The organism is Aquirufa rosea, from assembly GCF_004118285.1.
Lineage (GTDB): Bacteria > Bacteroidota > Bacteroidia > Cytophagales > Spirosomataceae > Aquirufa > Aquirufa rosea.
Map to the genome: position 1 here is coordinate 124,837 of NZ_SDHY01000001.1, position 22,913 is coordinate 147,749.

The following is a 22,913-nucleotide window of genomic DNA, read 5'->3' on the forward strand; positions in this document are numbered from 1 at the left end:
CAAAATTGTAAACGTTTACGTAAACGTTTACGGAAAAAAATTAAAGATTTTCATTGAATTATTATAATTCCTATATCTATATTGGCTTAAATCAAGTAGTGAAGGAAACAAAATATTCCCTTATAACTTATAATAGTTCAATTAATTACATTCAAATGAAACAGCAAATCAATGAGGTGGAAGTGTGGGATCAATTTCGTAACGGAAGTCATCAAGCCTTCACTAACCTTTATCAACATTTTGTTCAGCCGCTTTATTCTTATTCCATGGGTATTACAAGCGACAAAGAATTGATTAAAGATTGTTTGCATGATTTATTTGTTGAGCTATGGCGTAACCATGCCAGTTTGGGACCTACAACAAGTGTAAAATTTTATTTAATGGCCTCCATTAAAAGAAAGCTTGTTCGGCAAATGGAAGGACAAATGAAACATGCGCAGCATCACACAAATTACTATTTAGAGTCTTTAGATCGAGACTACAGTCATGAATATCAAATGATTCGAGTAGAAGAGGAGTTCGCTACAAATAAGCAATTGAATGAATGTTTGATGAAATTAAGTAAAAGACAAAGAGAAGCTATTGCATTGAAATTTTTTCACAATATGGATACAGAACAGATTAGCCAATCCATGAAAATCAATCCACAATCAGTTTACAACTTAATATTTGGGGCTCTTCGTCAGATGAAAAATAATATGATGTTTGAGCAGGTATCTTTTTAATAGAAAATGAGTAAAAAGGTTGAGATAATTACTTTAGATAGTAATTGTACAAAAAAACCTTTAAATGTTACAGCACAATGAACATGTAAAAAAGACCCTAAAAAAGCCACTAAGGCAACGTATTTATCAATTTTTAATCAAATTTTCTAAGGCCAACTGGAACCAACCTCGAAAATTTAAAAGCCCTAAGGACCAGCTAACTCCTAATGAGAGCAAGGCATTATGGAGTAGAATTCAAAACACTTTGCATTCTTTATAACTTAATTATTTTGAAACAAATGAGAAAAAAATTACTTTCAAAATTCCTATTAAGCATATTATTTGTATTAATAGGTATTCAATTATTTGCTCAAGATCGGTCTATAAGCGGAAAAATAATTTCTGCAGAAGATGGTTCTGGAGTACCCGGTGTATCTGTTTTAATTAAAGGTACAAAATCAGGAACATCATCAGATGTTAATGGAAATTTTAAAATTTCTGCTTCTAGTACTTCTGTTTTATTAATTACCTCGGTAGGATATCTGCCTCAAGAAGTACCAGTAGGCTCAAAAAGTCAAATTGAAATTAAGCTTGTTGCTGATAATACAAGTTTGAGTGAAGTTGTGGTAGTTGGTTATGGTACACAGAAAAAGAGTCAAATGACTGGTGCTATTTCTTCTGTAGGAGCAAAGGAAATTTCAGAATTACCGGTTACTAATGCTAGACAAGCATTACAAGGTCGTGCAGCTGGAGTCGATGTTGTTCAACCTGGTTCAAAGCCTGGTGCAGGTCCTCAGATTCGTATTCGTGGGCGTCGTTCATTTAATGCATCAAATGATCCATTGTATGTGGTTGACGGCATTCCATTATCAGGGGGAATAGATGATATTAACCCTTCAGATATAACGTCAATGGAGGTTTTAAAGGATGCTTCTGCAACTGCTATTTATGGTTCTAGAGGCGCTAATGGAGTGGTTATTATTACTACTAAGCGTGGTAAGGCAGGCAAAACTGTTGTTTCAGTAGATTCTTATTATGGTGTAAACCAACAATTAGGTACTATTCAAGTTATGAATGGTGCAGAATTTGCAGAATACAAGCGTGAGTCTCGTCGTGCAGTTGGACAATATCCATTGGGAGCTGGAACTGCAGCTGATGATGCCAAGATTTTTGAGCCAAGAGAGTTGACAAGTATTGCAGCAGGAAGAAGTACTGATTATGTTGCTGGCATGTTACGCACAGGAACTATCCAAAGTCATCAAGTTTCCGTTTCTGGAGGATCTGAAAAAACAACTTTTAACATATCTGCTAATTACTTCAATGATATAGGTGTGGTAAAAATGCAGGATTTCACTCGTTATACTTTCCGAGTGAATTTGGATCATCAAATAAATAATAAAATTAAAATTGGTTTATCAACTTTAGTTGTGAATAGCCTTAGAAATGGAGAAAACCTTAATATTTTGGGTGGAGCTATGCAAGAGAATCCGTTAGGAGAGCCTTATGATGCTAATGGAAATTTAGTATTTTTACCAACCAATGATGGTTTAAGAACTAATCCATTCTCTGAGATTGTGCCAGGTGCTAATGTTGATGAAAATAAGCGTTTTAGAACTTTCAACAGTATTTATGGAGAATGGAATATTGCTAAAGGTTTAAAGTATCGAGTTAACTTTGGTCCAGATTTGACTATTGGTAGAGCTGGTAGATTTGTTGGTGCATTTACCAATAATAATCGTGGTGGTAATGCCAATGGTGGTGTATCAGAGCAATTCCTGTTTAACTGGACTTTAGAAAACGTTATTACCTATAATCGTAAGTTTAAAGATGTACACAATTTAAATTTTACAGGTTTGCAATCTATTCAGAGGGATAGAGATGAAAGAACTACGATCTCTGTCAATGGTATTCCCGCGGAATCTGAATCTTATCATCGTTTAGGTGATGCAAGTCAAATAACTGGAGCTAATACCGATTTGATAGAGTGGACATTGCTTTCATATATGGGTCGTTTGAACTATGATTACAAAGAGAAATATTTGATTACAGCTACTTTACGTGCTGATGGTTCATCTCGTTTTGGTGCGAATACTAAATTCGGTTTATTCCCATCCGTAGCTCTAGGATGGAATATGTCAGAAGAAGCATTTTTCAAGGATATTACAGCAATAGATCAACTTAAATTACGTGCAAGCTGGGGTGCAATTGGTAACCAAGCAATTACACCATATCAAACTCAAGCCTTATTAGGCAGAACTGCTTATGCCTGGGATAATAATACGGCTGCATATGGATATCGTCCAAACACTATTGGTAACCCTGATTTACGTTGGGAGACTTCAACGACTAAAAACGTTGGTTTAGATTTTAGTTTACTTCGTGGTCGAATTTCAGGTACAGCCGAATATTATGTAACCAATACAACTGACTTATTAGCTCCGCAACCACTTCCTACTTCTATTGGTTTCGGTGGATTTACTACTAATGTAGGTGAAACTAAGAATACGGGTATCGAATTAACTTTATCTACTGTTAATGTAGATAAAGGTGGTTTCAATTGGACTTCAGATTTAATTTTCAATCGAAATAGAGAAGAAATTGTTGAACTAGCCAATGGAAAAGTGGATGATGTTGGTGCTGGAAGGTTCATAGGTCAACCATTGAGTGTATTTTTCGATTACAAAAAAATAGGTATTTGGCAAACTAATGAAGCGGCAGAAGCTTCAAGATATGGTGACAAAGTTGGTCAAATTAAAGTTCAGGATTTTAATAACGATGGTAAAATTAATGCCGATGACCGTCAAATTTTAGGTTCTGCTGTTCCTTCATTTACTGCAGGTTTGACTAACCGTTTTTCTTACAAAGGCTTTGATTTATCATTCTTTGTGTTTGCACGTGTAGGTCAAATGATTCGAAGTCGTTTCCATGACAACGTAAATCAATTAGCAGGTCGGTATAACAATCTTTCCTTGAATTACTGGACCCCCAATAATCCTACCAATGAGTTCCCTCAACCTGTAGTGACTCAAGAATTTCCGAAGTATGGTAGTGCCTTAACTTATTTTGAGGGATCATTCTTTAAGATTAGAAATATTAATATTGGTTACAATATTCCAGAATCTGTTACTAAAAAATGGAAAATGGAAAGCGTAAGAGTTTATGCTAGTATTCAGCAGCCTTTAATTTTGGCAGAATATCGTCAAAAATATAAAGGTATTGATCCTGAGACATATGTGGACGGAGAACAAGGAGTTGGAGGAGGAGAAGTGAATACTAACGTTTCTCCAGCTACAAGTGTAATCACTTTTGGTGTTAATCTTAAATTTTAAAAATATTTCAACTATTAATAGATATGAAAAGCTTTAAATTATTTAAAAAAATAAGTTTACTAGCAAATTTAGGATTGATTGGAACTCTTGGATTAGGTTTACAATCTTGTAATGATTTGCTCACAGAAAATGTAGTTTCTCGAATTGGTAATGATTATATCAATACAGCTAAAGGATTAAATGATGCAACTAGTGCGGCATATTCATCTTTACGTTCTTGGTATGGTACAGAAAGAGGCATGAATTTAACTATTTTTGGTACCGATTCATATACTAATGGTGCTGATGGTAGTTGGAAGTTTATGAATACTTATACTACGGATTTTGATACAAGAAATGGTCAGCTTGCTGAAGTTTGGAATGATTTTTACCAAGGAATTAATACCTGCAATGCGATTATTGAGCGTGCTCCTGCTGTAACCGGATTAACAGATGCAGTAAAAAAGCAACGGGTTGCCGAAGCAAAATTTATTCGAGCCCATCACTATTTTATCATGACTCAATTATTTGGCGGTGTTGATTTACGGTTGACTGAGACTTTGGCTCCTACTAAGATAGTGAAGCGTAGTACAGTAGCACAACAATATGCTCAAATCATAAAAGATTTAACTGAAGCTTTGCCTGATTTAGAAAACAAGGCTAGGTCCTCTGAGTATGGCCGTATTACTCGTGCTGGTGCTGAACATTTATTAGGTCGAGTTTATTTGACTAAGGCTACTTCAGTTGCCAAAGCTGGTGATGATTATGCGAAAGCAATTGCCAGCTTAAAAAATGTCATTAATAATTATGGTATTTCATTATTACCAGATTTTGCTGATGTGCACAAGCAAGGTAATGAAGCTAATAATGAAGTAATTTGGTCTATTCAATATACTCGTGATCCTTTAACGAATGCTGGAGGCAATAACGCTCACGTATTTTTTGGAATGGAATATGATGTTTTGCCAGGAATGCAGAGAGACACAGAAAATGGTCGTCCATTTAAGCGTTATAAGCCCACTAATTATACCTTAGATGTGGTTTTCAAGGATAGAGAAAATGATAGTCGTTACAAAAAGTCTTTTAAAGATACCTATCTATCTAATAGACCAGGTACATATAATACTAGTTTTGACTTGACTAAGAAGACGGTAACTTTTGCTTTAGGAGATACGGCAATATATCTACCTGGATATGAGATGCCAGAATCTGAACGTGCAAAAAAGAAATACCAAGTTTTAGTGCCTTCTCGTTATGATGAACGTATTTTCTTAGCTCTAAATAAACATTTTGATGGTGCTCGAGTAGATCGTACTCAGTTTGAAGGAGGGCGAGATTTTATTGCTTTTCGTTTAGCAGACACTTATTTAATGCTTGGCGAGGCACAGTTTTTCTCGGGAGCTATTTCTGATGCTGTAAATACATACAATGTCGTAAGACGTCGAGCTGCATGGCCTGGCAAGGAATCTGCTATGTTAATTACAGCAGATAAATTAAATATTAATTTTGTAATGGATGAGCGTGAGCGTGAATTACTAGGTGAGCAATCTCGTTGGTTTGATTTAGCTCGATGGGGTAACTTAATTGAGCGAGTTAAACTTTACAATGCTCAGGCGGCGCCTTATATTAAGCCTCATCACGTTTTAAGGCCAATTCCTCAAATACAAATTGATAGAGCGGAAGGAACTTCTACTGGTTTCCCTCAAAATCCAGGTTATTAATGTCAAATTGATTTTGTTATTTTGTAAAATTCCGAGGATTTATTCTCGGAATTTTACTTTAAACTTATTTTTATGAAAAAATTATTTTTAATCTTATCTACTTGCTTAGCCCTTCAAGCTAATGCACAAAACCAAGCTGTTAGTTTTAAAAAGAATGAAGCTGAAAAGAAGATTGACGTCTTGGTGGGCGGTAAATATTTCACTTCCTATTTTTATCCGGGTGAAGCAGTTTTAAAGAAAGCCGTTCTTTATCCTATTCTAAGTGCCCAAGGTAGCACCATCACTCGTGGTTATCCGGTTAATATACGTCCAGGTGAGCGTACGGACCATCCTCATCATGTAGGTATGTGGTTAAATTATGAGGATGTCAATGGATTTGACTATTGGAATAATTCCAATAATATTTCTGATGGTATGAAAAGTCATAAATTTGGTACCATTATACATGGTCAGGTTCTTAACATGAAAGCTGGGAAGGATAAAGGGGTATTGGATGTCTCTGCCACATGGATTGATCAAGACGGCAAAGGAGCAAAGGTTCTTGCCGAGAAAACAAGCTATGTATTTTCTGGCACAAGTGTTATTCGTGTGATAGATCGAATTACAACCTTAACCGCCATGGCTGAGACAGTTCTTTTCAAAGATGTAAAAGATGGAATGTTTGCGATTCGCGTGGCCCGTCAGTTAGAAATTCCATCGAACAAACCAGATATTTTTACCGATGCCCATGGAGTTGAAACCAAAGTTCCCGTGTTGGATAATACAGGTGTCAGCGGGGATTATGAAAGTAGTGAAGGAATTACCGGTGAAAAGGTATGGAGCACCAGGGCTAAATGGATGAATTTGAAAGGTACTTTGGATAATCACCCTATCAATATTGCTATTTTAGATCATCCTTCTAATGTGAGTTATCCAAGTTATTGGCATGCCAGAGGTTATGGTTTATTTGCAGTTAATCCATTAGGAGCTAAGGTTTTTAGTAATGGTAAAGACGAAAGAAACCTAACTTTGAAAAAAGGCGAGTCGGTTACGTTTAGGTATAGAACTGTCATAGCTGACAAGCAATTAACTAAAGAAGTACTTGATAAAATGCAAGCTGATTTTGCTAAGCAAGTAAAATAGGCGTTATATTTTCATGAAAAAACTGTATTTTTGTACAGGATCAGGGGCTCTTTGAGCCCCTATTTATTTGAATTATGAAGCTACAATTTTTAGGTGCAGCGAAGCAAGTGACAGGTAGTATGTATTTACTGGAACTTGAAGATGGTTACAAAATATTGATTGATTGTGGGACTGACATGGAAAGGGAAATCAATTTTGAAGAGCCCTATGAAAGTAAAGCATTTTTCCCCTTCGATGCCTCACTGATAAATTTAGTTATACTAACGCATGCACATATTGACCATTCTGGCAATATTCCTATGCTTTATCGGGAAGGTTATGAAGGACAAGTATTATGTACACCACCTACGGCAGAATTGGCTGAATTGCTTTTAATGGATTCGGCTAATTTACATTTACGTAAGTTGAAGGCAGCACAAGGGGAAAGCAGAAAGAAACATAAGCAAATGGATCGTCTTTTACGAAAGGGCGATTTGTACTTGCAAAAAGATGTAGAGGATTCGCTGCATCATTTTATTACTATTCCTTTCAATAAAAAATTCCGGGCTACGGAAAATCTGGAAATCACTTTTATTCCTGCTGGTCACTTGTTAGGAGCAGCCCATGTGCATTTAGGTATTACAGAAAATGGAGCCAAAAAGACTTTAGGATTTAGCGGTGATGTGGGTCGGAAAAATTATCCACTACACATTGATCCACAAGATATGCCAGCATGTGATTACTTGGTTTGTGAGTCCACCTATGGTAATCGGATTCATGAGGATAAAATATCAACCAAACAGGCTTTGGGTGATATTATCAAAGAAACTTGCATAGATAAGCCAGGTCGTTTAATCATACCTGCTTTCTCCGTTGGTCGTACTCAAGCTGTTTTATATACTCTAAACCGCTTAATCGAAGAAGATAATTTTCCACCTATCCGAGTGTTTACGGATAGTCCCATGGGAAGAAGTTCTACCAAAATATATACTAAATTCTCTTCTTATTTAAATCAAGAAGCGCGGACTTTTCAAGCAGATTATGATGAATTGTTTGATTTTGAGAATTTAAAGTTTTTACAAACAGAAAAGGAAAGTAAGGCTATAAGAAATTATCATGAACCTTGTATCATCATTTCCTCTTCAGGTATGATTTCAGGTGGTAGGGTAGAGACACATATAGCTGATAACATTTCCAATACCTATTGTACCATTTTATTAATTGGTTATGCTGCGGAAGGTACTCTAGGAAGACAATTATTGGCAGGATTAGATCACATTCAAGTGCGTGATCGGGAATATAGAGTTCAAGCCAAAATTAGGAAGATAGATGTATTCTCAGGTCATGCTGATAAATTGGGCTTATTGGATTTCGTTAAAGTTCAGTCTACGAGTCAGCTTAAAAAACTTTTTCTTTCGCATGGTGATGAGGAAAGTATGGTAGAATTCAAAGAAGAGTTAACAAAATTGGGGTATCAAGAGGTTATTTTGCCGGAAAAGAATCAAACATTCATTCTTTAATCTATAATTTTACAATTGAAATAAACATCAATTATGAGAACATTGTTAGAATTTGAAAAGCCAATTGCTGAATTAGAGGATAAGTTGATAGAAATGCGCAAATTAGCAATTGAAAATAATGTTGATGTCAGTAGTGCAGTTGAATCGTTGACAGAAAAAATTTTAGAATTGAAAAAAGAAACTTTTTCTAATTTAACTCGTTGGCAAAGGGTTCAGTTATCAAGACATCCCGATCGTCCTTATACATTTGATTATATTGAGAAAATCTGTGAGGAGTTTATTGAAATCCATGGTGATCGTTCAGTTGCAGATGATAAAGCCATGGTGGGTGGATTTGGTAATATTGACGGAGAGTTTTCGGTGATGTTTATTGGCCAACAAAAAGGTCGTAATACCAAACAGCGTCAATATCGCAATTTCGGAATGCCTAATCCAGAAGGTTATCGAAAAGCCTTGCGTTTAATGAAGATGGCCGAAAAGTTCAATAAACCTATTATTTGTTTGATAGATACTCCAGGTGCGTTCCCTGGTTTAGAGGCAGAAGAAAGAGGGCAAGGTGAAGCCATTGCACGCAATATACGAGATATGTTCATGTTAAAGGTACCTGTTATCTGTATAATCATTGGTGAAGGTGCTTCGGGTGGAGCTTTAGGTATAGCAGTAGGTGATAAAGTTTTAATGATGGAAAATACTTGGTATTCGGTTATTTCTCCCGAATCATGTTCATCTATCTTATGGAGATCTTGGAATTATAAAGAGCAAGCTGCAGAAGCTTTAAAATTAACGGCGACAGATATGGAGCAAAATGGCTTAATTGATGGAATTATTCCTGAACCATTAGGCGGAGCTCATTTAGATCCAGACGCTGCTGCAGCTAAAATGAAGGCAGTTATCAAGGATGAATTGAAAAAACTTCTTTCCGTGGATCCTCGTGTTAGAATTGATGCTCGTATAGAAAAGTACGGTAAGATGGGTGTATTTGTTGAATAAATCCATGAATCATACATCTCCAACTCTTTTATTTGATTTAGGGAATGTATTATTACCTATTGACTTAGATAGGACTTATCAGGAATTAGCAATATTTTCAAGTAAATATTCAGCTGAGGAAATAAAAAATTTGACACATCGTCAATCACTTTGGGCATTATATGAAAGTGGTTTGCAATCTGATGAGGAGTTTAGGGATTTTTTGCGTGATAAATTGGCATTAGATTGTTCTGATGCTCAATTTGACCAGGCTTTTTCTGCCTTATTATTGGATTTTCATGTTGGTGTATATTCTTGGTTAGAGAAAGTATCTCAGCGTTACCCTATTTATTTATTGAGTAATACTAGCGCCATTCATGCCAGAAGATTTACTCAGGTGCCATTAGGTCCAAGTGGTGAAAGTCTCTTTAGTTTATTTAAACAGACATATTTTTCTTTTAACATGGGTATGATTAAACCCGACGAGAAAATCTATCAGCATGTGCTAACACAATTATCATTAAAACCAGAAAATCTTATTTTTTTTGATGATAATTTTCATAATATTGAATCTGCAAAGCGAATAGGTATTGATGCTGTACTCATTAATCCTTCGTGTTCTTTACAACAAATTGATTCCTATTTATTGAATTTATGCTCATAAAGTCTGCCTTATTTGACTTATTCTTTAAAACAATGGGTTGGGAAATGAAGGGTGATATACCTCGAGATATTCCTAAAAGTATTGTTATTGTATGTCCTCATGCCACTTGGGTTGATTTTCCTATTGGTTTAGGTGTTCGTTCGTTATTGAATATGAAGATCCATTTTTGGGGAAAAAAGGAATTATTCCAAGGAGTATTTGGATGGGTCTTTCGTTGGTTAGGAGGATATCCGGTAGATCGTTCTAAAAATCAGAATTTGGTAGGGGCAATTGTTGATATTTATAATTCTAATGAATACTTTCATGCTGCTTTAGCACCTGAGGGGACTCGTAAAGATGTTCAGGAATTAAAAACAGGATTTTATCATATAGCTGTACAAGCGAACATTCCTATCATTATGGTGGGCTTTGACTATGTCAACAAATTAGTTCATATCAATTCACCATTTTATCCTACTGGAGACTTCGAAAGTGATAAAAAGGTTATTGCCCAATATTTTGCAGGTATTCCTGGTGTCCAAAAGTCTTGGATTAAAAATTACTTAGCTAATTGAGCCTTTTCAACGATTAATTTGGCTGTTTTTTGGGATGCTCCAGCTAAACCGATTTGCTTTGCAAGTTCTTCATAGCTATGCAATTGTTTTTGCCTGCTGGTAGAAGATTCATTCAATAAGTCTTTTAGTTCCAAGGCAACGTGCGAAGCAGTAAATTTCGATTGTATCAATTCGGGGATGGCTTCTTTTCCTAAAATTATATTGACTAAGGAGATATAAGGAATCTTCACCACTAATTTAGCAAGCGAGTAAAAAAGCCAATCGGTCTTATAAACAACAATTTGTGGGATTTTAAATAAAGCGGTTTCTAATGTAGCCGTACCAGAAGTTACGATGGCTACTTTCGATACTTGAAGCAAATTGTATGTATCATCGTAAATGATAGGTAAATCGTAATTTTTGTACAGGTTTTCCCATTCTTTAAGCCCCGCCACGTAGAAGTTAGCTTGTGGAAATAGGTTTTTCAATTCTTGAAAAACAGGCAATGCCACTGTGATTTCTTGCTTTCTACTTCCAGCTAAAAGGGCTATACAGGGTTGATTGATAGCTTTTTCCATTGAAAAATTAGGATTTGGATTAAAGTTATCGATGGAATCCTTTAAGGGATTACCTACGTAATGGGTGGATATTCCTTGAGATTCAAAAAGTGCTTGTTCAAAGGGAAATATGACATATAGTTCATCTACCCATTTTTTGATTACATCCACTCGACCTTTATTCCAAGCCCAAACCTTAGGGGCTATATAAAATTGAGTATGAAATCCTGCCAATTTTGCTATTCTAGCTGCTTTTAGATTAAAACCTCCGTAATCAATGAAGATGATTGTATCTGGTTGGAAGGCTTGAATTTGTTGTTTGAATTTTTGAAATAAACCTTTTAATCGTTGGATATTTTGTAAAACTCCCAACAAACCCATAATGGCTAGTTCTTTATAATGAATGAGGATTTCTGCTCCAGCTTTTTGCATGTCATCACCTCCCCAGGCTTTAATTTCAGCATCGGAATCAAGTTTTAATAATTCTTGAATAAGCTTAGAACCATGTAAGTCTCCAGATTTCTCGCCAGCTAAAATGAAATATTTCATGCATTATTCACCATAGTATTCTACGGAGTTTTTGTTCGTTTCAACCAAATGAATTTTATGCAGTTCAGCACTCTCTGATGATGCTTTTATTTTGGGAGCTAATATTTTCCAAAATTCCATAACTAAGTTTTCACAGCTGGCCAATTTACCTAACATGAAATCTACATCCATATTTAGATTTTTATGATCTACTTTATCAATTATTTCTTTTTTGATTAATTGACCTAATTCTTTTAAATCAAATACAAATCCTGTTTCTGGGTCTGGCTTACCTTTTACGGTAACAATTAATTCAAAATTATGCCCATGCCAATTTTTATTGGCACAAGGTCCAAAAACAGCTTCATTTTTTTCTTCTGACCAAAGGGGATTGTATAGGCGATGTGCGGCATTGAAATGTTCCTTGCGGATAACGTAAACCATTGTTTTCAGTTGTTTTAAGTGAAGGTGAACTGGGAAAACAATAGCAGTATCACCATTAATTCTGCAAAGGTATGGAATGCTAACGGGATTCTGTGTAAATTTAAAGGCTAAATCTATATAATCTATTTAATTATGATCATTGTTACAGGAGCTGCTGGATTCATTGGTAGTTGTTTAATTCAAAAATTGAATGAGTTAAATTTCAATTATATCATCGCCGTAGATGATTTTTCTTTTGAAGAAAAAAATAAAAATTTGGTGGGTAAAAAAATTAAAGAAAGGGTGGATCGCACTCATTTTTTTGATTGGTTGGATGTCAACTTTAGAGAAGTTGAATTTATATTTCATATTGGCGCCCGTACAGATACGACGGAGTTTAATAAAGCCATATTTGATGAGTTAAATGTAAACTATTCTAAAGAAATTTGGAATCGTTGTGTAGATTATCAAATTCCATTAGTTTATGCCTCTTCAGCAGCTACTTATGGTTTGGGAGAATTGGGATATGATGATGACGAAAGTAAAATACCTGGTTTAAAGCCACTTAATCCTTACGGTGATTCCAAGAACAATTTTGATATTTGGGCTTTGCAGCAAGAAAAGAAACCATTCTTCTGGGCTGGTTTAAAGTTCTTTAATGTATATGGTCCCAATGAATACCACAAGGGTCGTATGGCCTCTGTTATTTGGCATGCTTTTCGTCAGATTAATGAAAAGGGAAGTCTTAATTTGTTTAGATCCCACCGTTCTGACTATGGTGATGGTGAACAAATGCGTGATTTTATCTACGTTAAAGATTTAATCGATGTATGCATTTTCTTGATGGAGCATCGTAAAAATTCAGGTATTTATAATCTAGGTACTGGCATAGCAAGATCCTTCAATGATTTAGGAAAAGCTACTTTTGCAGCTATGGGAAAAGAAGCCGTGATTAATTACATTGACACTCCCGCAGATATTCGAGATAAATACCAATATTTCACGGAAGCCAATATGAGTAAATTACGGGAGATTGGTTTTACCCAACCTTTTCATACCCTCGAAGAAGGGGTGAAGGATTATGTACAGAATTATCTACTCAAGAAGGCTTATTGGTAATTTTTTTCCAAGCCTCTTCCAGGAATCCTTGTCCATACGCTATTAATTGAATATTAGCAGCAATAAGGCCTAGGATTCCTATTTTTAGACTTTTACTTTGAAATATGGCGTCTATAAAGATGGCAAACCAATAAAGAAGCACCATTAATCCCATTATTTTCCCAATCGATGGAATTACGATTAAGCTAAGGAGACTAATAAATAGGCCAATCAAATAACAGGCAGGGAAAAAATGCACCCATTTTAGTTCATTGGGGTAAAAGCGTGAAATATTGATTCTTGCCCTTCCAAAGAAATGCAGTTGTTTATAGAATTGACTAAAATCAGTTCTTCTTTTGTGGTAGATAAATGCTTTAGGAAGTAAAGCTGATTTAAAACCCAATGATAGAGAGCGTATACTAAACTCGATATCTTCACCCATACGGGTTATTTTGAAACCCTTGGTAGCCTCCCAGACTTTCCTGGAAATACCCATATTAAAGCTCCTGGGATGAAATTGGCCGCCTACATTCTTTTCTTTGCCCCTAATTCCTCCAGTCGTAAATAGGCTAGTCATACTAAAACTAATGGCTTTTTGAATGGGACTGAAACTAGGATGATCTTTATCGGGTCCACCAAATAGATCAAGGTTTTTCTCTTTAATTCCGAGATTGACTTCTTCCAAATAACTAGATTCCACCAATGCATCCGAATCTAGTATGATGAAAAAATCTCCTTTTGCTCTTTCAAATGCATAATTTCTCGCGAAACCCTGTCCTGCATTTTCTTTAAAAAAATAATGAATTTGGAGTTTATCCTGATATTTTTCGGCTACCTTCTTGGATGAAATGCTTGAGCCATCTTCAATCACTAAAATTTCAAAGGTATTATAGCTTTGATTACTTAAACAAGCCAACAATTCGTCTAACTCTTGAGGCCTATTGTAAACAGGTATAATAACACTAAAGAAAGTGGCATGATCTTTCATGTAGTTGTTTTACCAGAGCTTTTAATCTCTATGCTTGTATTGTTTTCTCCAAAGCAATCCGACTAGCTTTTAAAATATGTTCAAGATGAGCATCTTCCAAGGCTGTAGATAAAAACCATGATTCAAATTGCGATGGTGGTAAATAGACACCTTGCTCTAACATTTCTCTAAAGTAAATTCCAAATTTAGTCGTGTCAGAAGTTTTAGCATCACTAAAATTTTTAACAGCTTTTTTGGTAAAAAAGAGCGTAAACATGGAACCTATTTGGTTGACAAAGCCATCGATATTCAACTCCCATAATTGTTCACGTATTCCTTGAGCTAAGTATTCACCTTTTCTATTTAACTCTGGATAGATTTCAGGATGTTCGGTAATGAGGTTTAACATAGCCAATCCAGCTGTTGTAGCCAACGGATTACCAGATAAAGTTCCAGCTTGGTATACTGGTCCAGCAGGAGCAATCATGTTCATGATTTCTGCTCTACCTCCATAAGCCCCCACAGGTAAACCTCCACCAATGATTTTACCTAAGGTAGTTAAATCTGGTTGAACTGGTGTCAATCCTTGATACCCGCTAGGGGATAATCTAAAGCCCGTCATCACCTCATCGAATATCAATAAACTACCATGGGCAGTACATAATTGTCGAATACCTTCAATGAAACCGGGTTCTGGGATTACTAATCCCATATTTCCTACTACAGGTTCTAAAATGACAGCAGCAATCGAACTAGGGTTGGCATTAAATAGATGTTCTAGAGATGCTAAATCATTGTACACCGCGGTTAATGTATCCTTTGCTGTGGAGGTTGTTACTCCTGGACTATCAGGCGTGCCTAATGTAGCTACACCAGATCCGGCAGCAATTAAGAATGAATCTCCATGCCCGTGATAACAGCCTTCAAATTTGATGATTTTATCCCGTTTAGTATATGCCCTAGCCAACCGAATTGCAGCCATGGTGGCTTCTGTACCAGAATTAACCAAGCGCACTTTTTCTATGGAAGGTATCATGGAAACAATTTTTTCCGCGATTAGTACTTCATTATAGGATGGGGCCCCAAAAGAAAATCCATTTCCCAAGGCATTTCTTACGGCATTTTCAATGGCTGGATGAGCTTGACCAAATAACATGGGTCCCCAAGAACCAATTAAGTCTAAGTATTCCTTGCCATCTACATCTTTGAGGTAGGCACCTTTAGCTGATTGAATAAATAACGGAGAACCACCCACTGATTTGAATGCCCTTACTGGAGAATTTACTCCGCCAGGAATGACTTGCAAGGCACGATCAAAATAAGAACCACTTAATGAACCCATAATTATTTCTTCTTCTTCTTGGAGTTGCTGTTTTTTTGCTCTTTTTGTTGTTCTTCAATAGCCTTCATTTGATTTTGTAGATATTGAGAGAAACGTGATTTTTTAGCCCCCCCACCAGCAGCAATTTTTTTGCGATTTTCGTCTAATAATTGTTTGATTTTATCTTCATCCACAAATTTGCGAATAGCCAGTTGTTGACCTATTGTTACTAAGTTAGATACAAAGTAATAAAAGCTTAATCCGGCAGGAAACGAGTTCATGACAAACATAAAGATAACCGGCGTTACATAAGCCATCATTTTCATATTAATAGGCTGCCCAGGTTGATCAGGTGTTATTTGATTGTTATAGTAACCATAAGCTAACTGAGAGATGGTCATTAATAAACAAAACAAACTGACATGAGAACCATAGAAAGGAATACTGAATGGTAAATTTAGAACTGAATCATAAGTAGATAGATCATTAGCCCACCAGAATGATTCTTGACGTAAATTAATAAGGTTCGGAAATAACATGAAAACCGCCATTAAAATAGGCATAGTAGCTAAAACAGGAATACAACCACTTAATGGATTAACACCTACTTCACTGTAAAGCTTCATGGTTTCCTGTTGAACTTTAGCGGCATCATCCCCAATTTTTTCTTTAATAGCGGCTATCTCAGGTGCTAAAATTCTGGTTTTCGCCATGGATACATAAGATTTATATGTCAATGGCAATAAGGCTGTTTTAATGATTAAAACTAGTAATACTATGAGTAATCCATAATTAGAAACTATGCTCTCCAAAAAGTCAAACAAAGGAACAAAAACGTAACGGGTAATTGGCAATAAAAAGTCGTAGCTCAACTTTACGTTTTTACCAAATGATGGTGCTACATGCTTAATAATAGAATAGTCATTTGGTCCAAAATAAAATTTGAAATTAGATTTTCCTTGGCGTAAATCTTGACTCGAACCCGCTAAATAAGCATCTAAAGTTTTAATATTGGTAGTGTCATTCAAATTTGGAATACTACTTAAGGCAGCCTTTTGAAATTGGAAACCTTGAGGAATTAAACCGACAATAAAGTATTTCTTTTTGAATGTTACCCAATCTATAGCTGCAGTGATATTTTCTGATTCGTTTGCTGCAGGGTTTTCAGATAAATAATCAAATTCCTCATCTTCATGCAAAAGGTAATTGATGGTTGCCTTTCTTTCTTCTGCTACATCTTTTTCGGTTTGATGTATATTTTCTTTCCAATGAATCTGGTATTCATTTCCCAACTCATTTCCAATGGCTGTGGCATCTATATGGTAATTTAATTCAAAGCCATCATTTCCTAAAGTATAGATTTGTTTGATGGATTTTCCTGAAGGTAAAGTGGTAGTAAATTCTACCTTGTCGGCACTTGCATTGGCTTGGTAAATAAGATTATTCAGTTTAGTTTTTTTGCCAGAAATGGCTAATTCAACCTCAAATTGATCTTTTTGGGCATCAAACAATTGCAAGCCTGCCTTTAAACCTTGGTTGTAGTTTTTGTACGATTCGTAATTTTTCAAAGTCACTGAAACAATCTTACCACCGTGATTGCTTAGTTCAACTTTGATGTCTTTATTTTCCAAACTAAAGTTTTCTTCTTTGATCGCAACAGCTGCAGAGTCATGTACCGCGGCCTGAACAGCTGCTACCACTTTATTAGTAGTATCTACTTTTTTAGGCTGATTGGGAGCAGCAACTTTAGTTTCTTGGGTAATCGGTTCCTTGGGTGCAAAGAAATATTGATAGCCCAATAACATGGCCAAAATCAATACTATACCGGTAACTGAATTTTTATCCATAAGGTATGTCTAACTAACTATTTTGAGTTTTTGATGAATGGTACTGCGTGCTGATATGCCGCTTTAACAAAATGTACAAATAGTGGAGAAGGTGCTTCTACTGTTGATTTGTATTCTGGATGGAATTGAACTCCTACAAAAAAAGGATGATTGGCTAATTCAATGATTTCAACCAAATTACTATCTGGATTAACTCCTGAAGTAATTAGTCCAGCTTGTTGAAACTGAGCTAAATATTGGTTATTGAATTCATATCTATGCCTATGACGTTCTTGTATGGAAGTTTTACCATAAATTTTATGTGCTAAGGTGCCTTTTTCAATCTTACATGGATAAGCACCCAAACGCATGGTGCCACCCTTTTCAGATACCTTTTTTTGATCCTCCATGATGTCTATAACAGGATGTGGAGAGTCAGGGTTCATTTCAAAGGAATGTGCATCGCTTAAACCAACGACATTTCTAGCAAATTCAATAACAGCACATTGCATACCCAAGCAAATTCCTAAGAAAGGAATGTTGTTTTCTCTGGCATAAGTTACGGCATTAATTTTTCCTTGAATTCCTCTTTCTCCAAATCCAGGAGCAACTAAAATTCCATCTAAACCAGCTAATGTATCCTGTAAATTTTCTTCATCCATCGTTTCGGAAGAGATCCATTTAACATTCACTTTTATTTCATTGGCTACACCGGCATGGATAAATGCTTCAGCAATGGATTTATAGGAATCCTTCAGCTCCACATATTTTCCTATTAGTCCAATGGTAATTTCAAACTTTGGATTTTTAAGTTTAGTCAAGAAATTTTTCCAGTTGACTAAATTGGAATCTTTGTCGTTGTAAATATCCAATTTGTACAGAACTCTACTATCCAAACGCTCTTCCTTCATCAATAATGGCACATCATAAATGGTATCAGCATCCATGGCCTCAATAACATCTTGTTCGGTTACATTACAAAACAAACCTATTTTACGCTTCATTTCCTGAGGAATAGGGTGTTCTGTCCGACAAACTAAAATGTCAGGTTGAATCCCTGATTCAGATAAGGTTTTTACTGAGTGCTGCGTTGGTTTCGTTTTTAATTCACCGGCAGAGCTTAAATAAGGAATTAAAGTTAAATGTATAAAGAGTGTGTTTTTTTCTCCTAAATCCCATTTTAACTGTCTTGCTGCTTCTATAAAGGGTAGGGATTCTATATCACCCACACATCCACCAATTTCAGTGATAACAATATCATATTTTCCAGTTTCACCTAACAAAAGAATGTTTCTTTTGATTTCATCTGTGATATGAGGAACCACTTGGACTGTTTTTCCTAAATAATCTCCTTTTCGTTCTTTGGTGATAACATTATGGTATATACGACCTGTAGTGATATTATTTGCTTGGCTAGTAGGAGTATTTAAAAAACGCTCATAATGGCCTAAGTCTAAGTCTGTTTCTGCCCCATCATTGGTAACATAACATTCGCCATGTTCGTATGGATTTAATGTACCTGGATCAATATTAATATATGGATCAAATTTTTGAATGGTACAAGATAAACCTCTGGCTTGTAGTAGTTTAGCTAACGAAGAGGCTATAATGCCTTTACCTAATGAAGAAGTTACTCCACCCGTAACGAAAATGTACTTTGATTTTTTAGAGGTCCCTTTACCTGACATTGGGAAAATAATTGTTTGGTTACGGGAAACAAAGATAGTAATAAAAGGCACACCGAATTAATCCTATTTTTATTTTATCTTGCATTCTAAATAGTTTTTTCATGTTAGCCACCCCTTTACAACTTTTTTCTGCTTCCGCAGGCTCAGGCAAAACCTACACGCTAACATTGGAGTACATCAAATTGGCTTTAAGTGAGGTGGATAATAATGGGTATTTTCGAAGAATTTTAGCTGTTACTTTTACTATTAAAGCCGCCGAAGAGATGCGAACACGAATCGTGAAAGCTTTGGCAGGCTTATCGGCCTATCCCGATTATTTGAATATATCGGAAAAAGATAAAAAGGAATCCTTATTGCTATTAAATAGAATTCACGATGATTTCAAAAAGGATGGATTGGATTTGAGTTTACTTGATATAGCATCTAGAGCCAAAAATACTATTCAACAAATACTACAAGATTATGGTCTTTTTTCTGTTATGACCATTGATGCATTTGTTCAAAGACTGAGTAGTTCATTTGTGGATGAATTACATTTACCTAGTCAGTTTGAAGTTATACTAGATTTAGATTCTTTAATGAATGATTTGATGGATCAACTACTGGATAAAGTAAATCAGTCAGGAGATCCTCAATTAACCGAACTGGTTTTGTCTTTTGCAAGACAGGAAGTGATTGATGGTCGAAATTGGAATCGAATTAGACAAAGTTTAATGGATTTTTTGAAAATTGCTTTTAAGGAGGACTATTTTCAAATTAAGTCGGAAATGGATCGTTTCTCCATGTCCGATTTTATTCAAATTGAACTGCTTCTACTAGATAAAATGAATGCAGTGGAAGGTCAATTGATGCAAAATGCTCAGGCTTTTGTTTCGTTGGTTGATTACAAGCAAATTCCAGATTCCGAATTTGCTAATGGTGGTAATGGGACCATAAGTGTTTTTAGAAAATTGACTAATGGTGGCGGTATTGAATACAATAAATTTGTCAATTTACGCAAAGCTGTTGAACAAAATAAATGGTACGCTGCTAAGACAAGTCCCTCTAATAAAGGGGAAATAGACTATATTTCTGAATATTTAAGTGAATTTGCAGGTGAATTTCTACAAATTTATGACGAAACAATTTCGAGATATTTGTTGTACAAATTGATCAGTAAGGATTTAAAAAAAATGGCTTTGATTTCCTCTATTAATGAGGAATTACAGGTATATCAATTGGAACAATCTAGAATTTCAATTACAGAATTTGCTCGTAGAATTAATGAAATTATTTCTAAAGACCCTGTTCCATTTATTTATGAAAAATTAGGTGACCGTTATTTCCATATTTTAATTGATGAATTTCAGGATACTTCCGTTTTGCAATGGAAAAATTTTATGCCCTTATTAGAAAATACGGTTTCATATGGCAAAGTTAATTTGTTGGTAGGGGATGCGAAACAATCGATTTATAAATTTAGAGGAGGGGAAGTAAGTCTAATTGCTTCACTAGTAGCCAAAGATGCTAGTTTGTTAGGTTCAAAAATGAATCCTAGTGAATTGGATTATGTACGATTTGATTACTTATCACAACAAATTTCTTTGAATCAATTAGAAAGTAATTATCGAAGCGCTCCTGAAATAGTCAATTTTAATAATGATTTATTTAGTTGGATAGCTCAACATGTTCCTTACCAAGAATTAAGTGCTTTATTGGAACCAGTTTATGGTCAACATTTGAAACAAATTCCCAAGGTAAGTTCTCAGGATATTTCTGGACAGGTGGACTTATTGGTTTTTGAGATGCCTTTGGATGATGAGGCACATGAGAATGTGGAATTGACTTGGATGTTCCATCAGGTCGTTCATTTAATTAATTATAATCTATCATTGGGTTTTCGCTATGAGGATATGGCTATCCTGACGCGGAAAAATAAGGAAGCTAATTTTTTGGCTTTGCAATTAAAAGAAGCTGATTTTCCCATTATTTCAGCGGATTCATTATTGGTGTATTATTCTTATCCAGTTACTTTTATTTTGGCACTTTTGAAGCTGAAAGAGGATCCCAAGAAAAATTTGTTAGTATTTGAGGCTGCCTATTCATTGGCAAACACTCAAGGAAAAAGTCTGTCGGAGGAAGCTGCTGATTTTCTTGAGATGGAGAATTCGAGCTCGTATAATGCACAAGAGTTCCTCAATAAGTATATGCTTGAGTATTATCAATTGGAGATTAGTAGCGTTTGGCAAGAGGATAATTTATATGATTTTGTTTTCCAGGTTATTGGTTTATTTGATCTTTTTAATCAGTCAGAAGGTTCTGATTATATTTTCAAGTTTCTGGATATCATTCAGGATTTTACCCTGAAGGATACTCCATCCATTTCCGCGTTTTTAAGCTATTTTGAAAGTAATAAGCATAGTTTTACGATTGCTAGTCCAGAAAACGTCAATGCGATCACGATTACTAGCATCCATAAATCAAAGGGATTAGAATATCCTGTAGTCATTTTACCATTTGCGTCTTGGTCTTTTCAAGCTAATGATCAAAGTAGAATTTGGTATGATTTAAAAGAGGAAAAGGATAGTCTTGAATTGGCAGAAAATCAACTATTGCCATATTTCTACTCAAGAGTTAATGCCAAAGATTTAGACTATTTCCCATCTTTAGCTACACAAAAACAGCAAGAAATGCATGCCGTTTTTTTAGATTCATTGAATATGTTATATGTGGCAACTACTCGTGCTAAACAGCATTTACATATTCTTTTAGCTACACCAAATGCGGAAGTTTCTGGAAGGACTAGAAGTTCTTTTCAAAAGTCTATTGGACAAATTCTGTTGGATTTTGTAGGTAATAATTTGGATGAGGCTCATGCATATCCTCCTTATTTATGGCACGAATTTGTTTCCAATAGTCAATATTATTTATGGAACAAATCACCCGAATTTATTCAAGTTAAGCGTAAAAATTTGGATAATGATCATGTCAATTTGCTCATTCAAGGTGAAACTTTTGCCAAACCTGCTTTGCGTGTAAAATCATCTAAATCAGATGTATATACCTTGGCTAAAGAAAAACGGGAGCGCGGGGATTTAATTCATAAGCAATTGGAAAAGTTGAATTCTTATTTGGATGTAGATGCTAGTAATATCTTGCCAGAAATCATCGACTTGTTACAAGTAGAAACGGTAAGAGATTTTTTTGTACCTGGTGAATTGTTTATGTCGGAACAAGAAATTTTAATGTCTAATGGTCAAATTTTACGTCCAGACCGCGTCATAAAGAAAAATAATGCTTTAGTCGTGGTAGATTATAAAACCAGCCATAAAAAAGAGGAGCATATTAGTCAGGTGAAAAATTATTGTGAGGTTTTTAAATCTATGGGATTTACAGAGGTCAGTGGGGCTTTAATTTATACCGAAACCAAGGAAGTGGTATATGTGTAAGAAAATTCTATTCATTTTATTAATAGGTATTCTGATATCTTCATGCTCTGTTTGGAAAAAAACGATGCAGTTTTTGGGTGTAAGTAAACCTCATGTGGAAAATAATAATTATTCCATTAGAGAAGTAGATCAAATAATTCGTTCAGCTTATACTTATGTGGGTGTGCCTTATCGAACTGGAGGAATAGATGCAAAAGGGATGGATTGTTCTGGTTTATTATTTAGAATTTACGCCGATCAGAAAAGAGTAATTCCTAGGCTTTCCAAAGATCAAGCACAGTTTGGTTTACCTGTTTCTATTCAGGAAATTCAAGTAGGGGATTGGATATTTTTTGCAACGAACAAGAGTAATTCTATTAACCATTCGGGGATAGTCTCTCAAATAAAATCAGCCAATGAAGTCTATTTTATACATGCAAGTACTTCCAAAGGAGTCAGAGAAGATAATTTATACCAGAAATATTGGTTAGGTAGTTTTGTTAAAATTATTCGACCTTATAAAAATTAATGATTGCCATAAGGATAAAAGCTTAGCTTGATGTATTTTTGCATTCTTT

Annotated in this window: 17 protein-coding genes; 11 read left to right on the forward strand and 6 right to left on the reverse strand. The window is 35.3% G+C overall.

The features are described from left to right. The first annotated feature begins 155 nt into the window (after positions 1–155). The 8 genes from ESB04_RS00570 to ESB04_RS00605 all read left to right on the forward strand — a co-directional run bounded on the left by ESB04_RS00570 (position 156) and on the right by ESB04_RS00605 (position 10,541). Positions 156–725: an RNA polymerase sigma factor gene (locus tag ESB04_RS00570; RefSeq protein ID WP_129025186.1), complete on the forward strand. Its 570-nt coding sequence runs from the start codon at positions 156–158 to the stop codon at positions 723–725. A 278-nt stretch (positions 726–1,003) separates the two neighbouring features. Continuing rightward, on the forward strand, positions 1,004–4,033 hold the full coding sequence (locus tag ESB04_RS00575; RefSeq protein ID WP_129025188.1) for a SusC/RagA family TonB-linked outer membrane protein: 3,030 nt from the start codon (positions 1,004–1,006) through the stop codon (positions 4,031–4,033). A 23-nt stretch (positions 4,034–4,056) separates the two neighbouring features. After that, positions 4,057–5,733 (forward strand): RagB/SusD family nutrient uptake outer membrane protein, encoded by a 1,677-nt coding sequence (locus tag ESB04_RS00580; RefSeq protein WP_129025190.1) that lies wholly within the window; start codon positions 4,057–4,059, stop codon positions 5,731–5,733. A gap of 72 nt (positions 5,734–5,805) precedes the next feature. Further along, positions 5,806–6,855, forward strand: coding sequence for a DUF6807 domain-containing protein (locus ESB04_RS00585; protein WP_129025192.1), 1,050 nt, complete (start codon positions 5,806–5,808; stop codon positions 6,853–6,855). 74 nt (positions 6,856–6,929) lie between these two features. After that, positions 6,930–8,354 (forward strand): MBL fold metallo-hydrolase RNA specificity domain-containing protein, encoded by a 1,425-nt coding sequence (locus ESB04_RS00590; RefSeq protein ID WP_129025194.1) that lies wholly within the window; start codon positions 6,930–6,932, stop codon positions 8,352–8,354. A 33-nt stretch (positions 8,355–8,387) separates the two neighbouring features. Then, positions 8,388–9,344 (forward strand): acetyl-CoA carboxylase carboxyltransferase subunit alpha, encoded by a 957-nt coding sequence (locus ESB04_RS00595; protein WP_129025196.1) that lies wholly within the window; start codon positions 8,388–8,390, stop codon positions 9,342–9,344. 4 nt (positions 9,345–9,348) lie between these two features. Next, complete coding sequence (locus ESB04_RS00600; protein WP_129025198.1) at positions 9,349–9,987, forward strand: HAD family hydrolase; 639 nt, start codon at positions 9,349–9,351, stop codon at positions 9,985–9,987. Next, positions 9,978–10,541, forward strand: a complete 564-nt coding sequence (locus ESB04_RS00605; protein WP_129025200.1) for a 1-acyl-sn-glycerol-3-phosphate acyltransferase — start codon at positions 9,978–9,980, stop codon at positions 10,539–10,541. The genes ESB04_RS00600 and ESB04_RS00605 overlap by 10 nt, the downstream gene beginning before the upstream one ends. Here the strand turns inward: ESB04_RS00605 and lpxB are convergent. Together lpxB and ESB04_RS00615 are read right to left on the reverse strand one after the other, a co-directional pair. After that, positions 10,526–11,626 carry a lipid-A-disaccharide synthase gene (gene lpxB, locus ESB04_RS00610; RefSeq protein ID WP_129025202.1) on the reverse strand — a complete coding sequence of 367 codons (1,101 nt, stop codon included), beginning with the start codon at positions 11,624–11,626 and terminating at the stop codon, positions 10,526–10,528. The genes ESB04_RS00605 and lpxB overlap by 16 nt on opposite strands. A 3-nt stretch (positions 11,627–11,629) precedes the next feature. After that, positions 11,630–12,049, reverse strand: coding sequence for a 6-pyruvoyl trahydropterin synthase family protein (locus ESB04_RS00615; RefSeq protein WP_129025204.1), 420 nt, complete (start codon positions 12,047–12,049; stop codon positions 11,630–11,632). 132 nt (positions 12,050–12,181) lie between these two features. Here ESB04_RS00615 and rfaD point away from each other — a divergent pair, with 132 nt between their 5' ends. Then, positions 12,182–13,147 (forward strand): ADP-glyceromanno-heptose 6-epimerase, encoded by a 966-nt coding sequence (gene rfaD, locus ESB04_RS00620; RefSeq protein ID WP_129025206.1) that lies wholly within the window; start codon positions 12,182–12,184, stop codon positions 13,145–13,147. Here rfaD and ESB04_RS00625 read toward each other — a convergent pair. From ESB04_RS00625 to ESB04_RS00640, 4 genes are read right to left on the reverse strand one after another with little or no spacing between them, the layout of a single operon-like run. Next, complete coding sequence (locus ESB04_RS00625) at positions 13,128–14,114, reverse strand: glycosyltransferase (protein ID WP_129025208.1); 987 nt, start codon at positions 14,112–14,114, stop codon at positions 13,128–13,130. The genes rfaD and ESB04_RS00625 overlap by 20 nt on opposite strands. A gap of 28 nt (positions 14,115–14,142) precedes the next feature. Continuing rightward, on the reverse strand, positions 14,143–15,435 hold the full coding sequence (hemL, locus tag ESB04_RS00630) for a glutamate-1-semialdehyde 2,1-aminomutase (RefSeq protein ID WP_129025210.1): 1,293 nt from the start codon (positions 15,433–15,435) through the stop codon (positions 14,143–14,145). Positions 15,436–15,437: 2 nt separating this feature from the next. Next, positions 15,438–17,261, reverse strand: a complete 1,824-nt coding sequence (yidC, locus tag ESB04_RS00635; RefSeq protein ID WP_129025212.1) for a membrane protein insertase YidC — start codon at positions 17,259–17,261, stop codon at positions 15,438–15,440. Positions 17,262–17,278: 17 nt separating this feature from the next. Beyond that, positions 17,279–18,928 (reverse strand): CTP synthase, encoded by a 1,650-nt coding sequence (locus tag ESB04_RS00640; protein WP_129025214.1) that lies wholly within the window; start codon positions 18,926–18,928, stop codon positions 17,279–17,281. A gap of 101 nt (positions 18,929–19,029) precedes the next feature. Between ESB04_RS00640 and ESB04_RS00645 the strand changes: the two genes are divergently transcribed. Then, a complete protein-coding gene (locus tag ESB04_RS00645; RefSeq protein ID WP_129025216.1) occupies positions 19,030–22,356 on the forward strand; it encodes a UvrD-helicase domain-containing protein in 3,327 nt (1,108 codons plus the stop codon). Continuing rightward, positions 22,349–22,864 (forward strand): C40 family peptidase, encoded by a 516-nt coding sequence (locus ESB04_RS00650; protein ID WP_129025218.1) that lies wholly within the window; start codon positions 22,349–22,351, stop codon positions 22,862–22,864. Before ESB04_RS00645 ends, ESB04_RS00650 begins: the two co-directional genes overlap by 8 nt. Positions 22,865–22,913 lie beyond the last annotated feature (49 nt).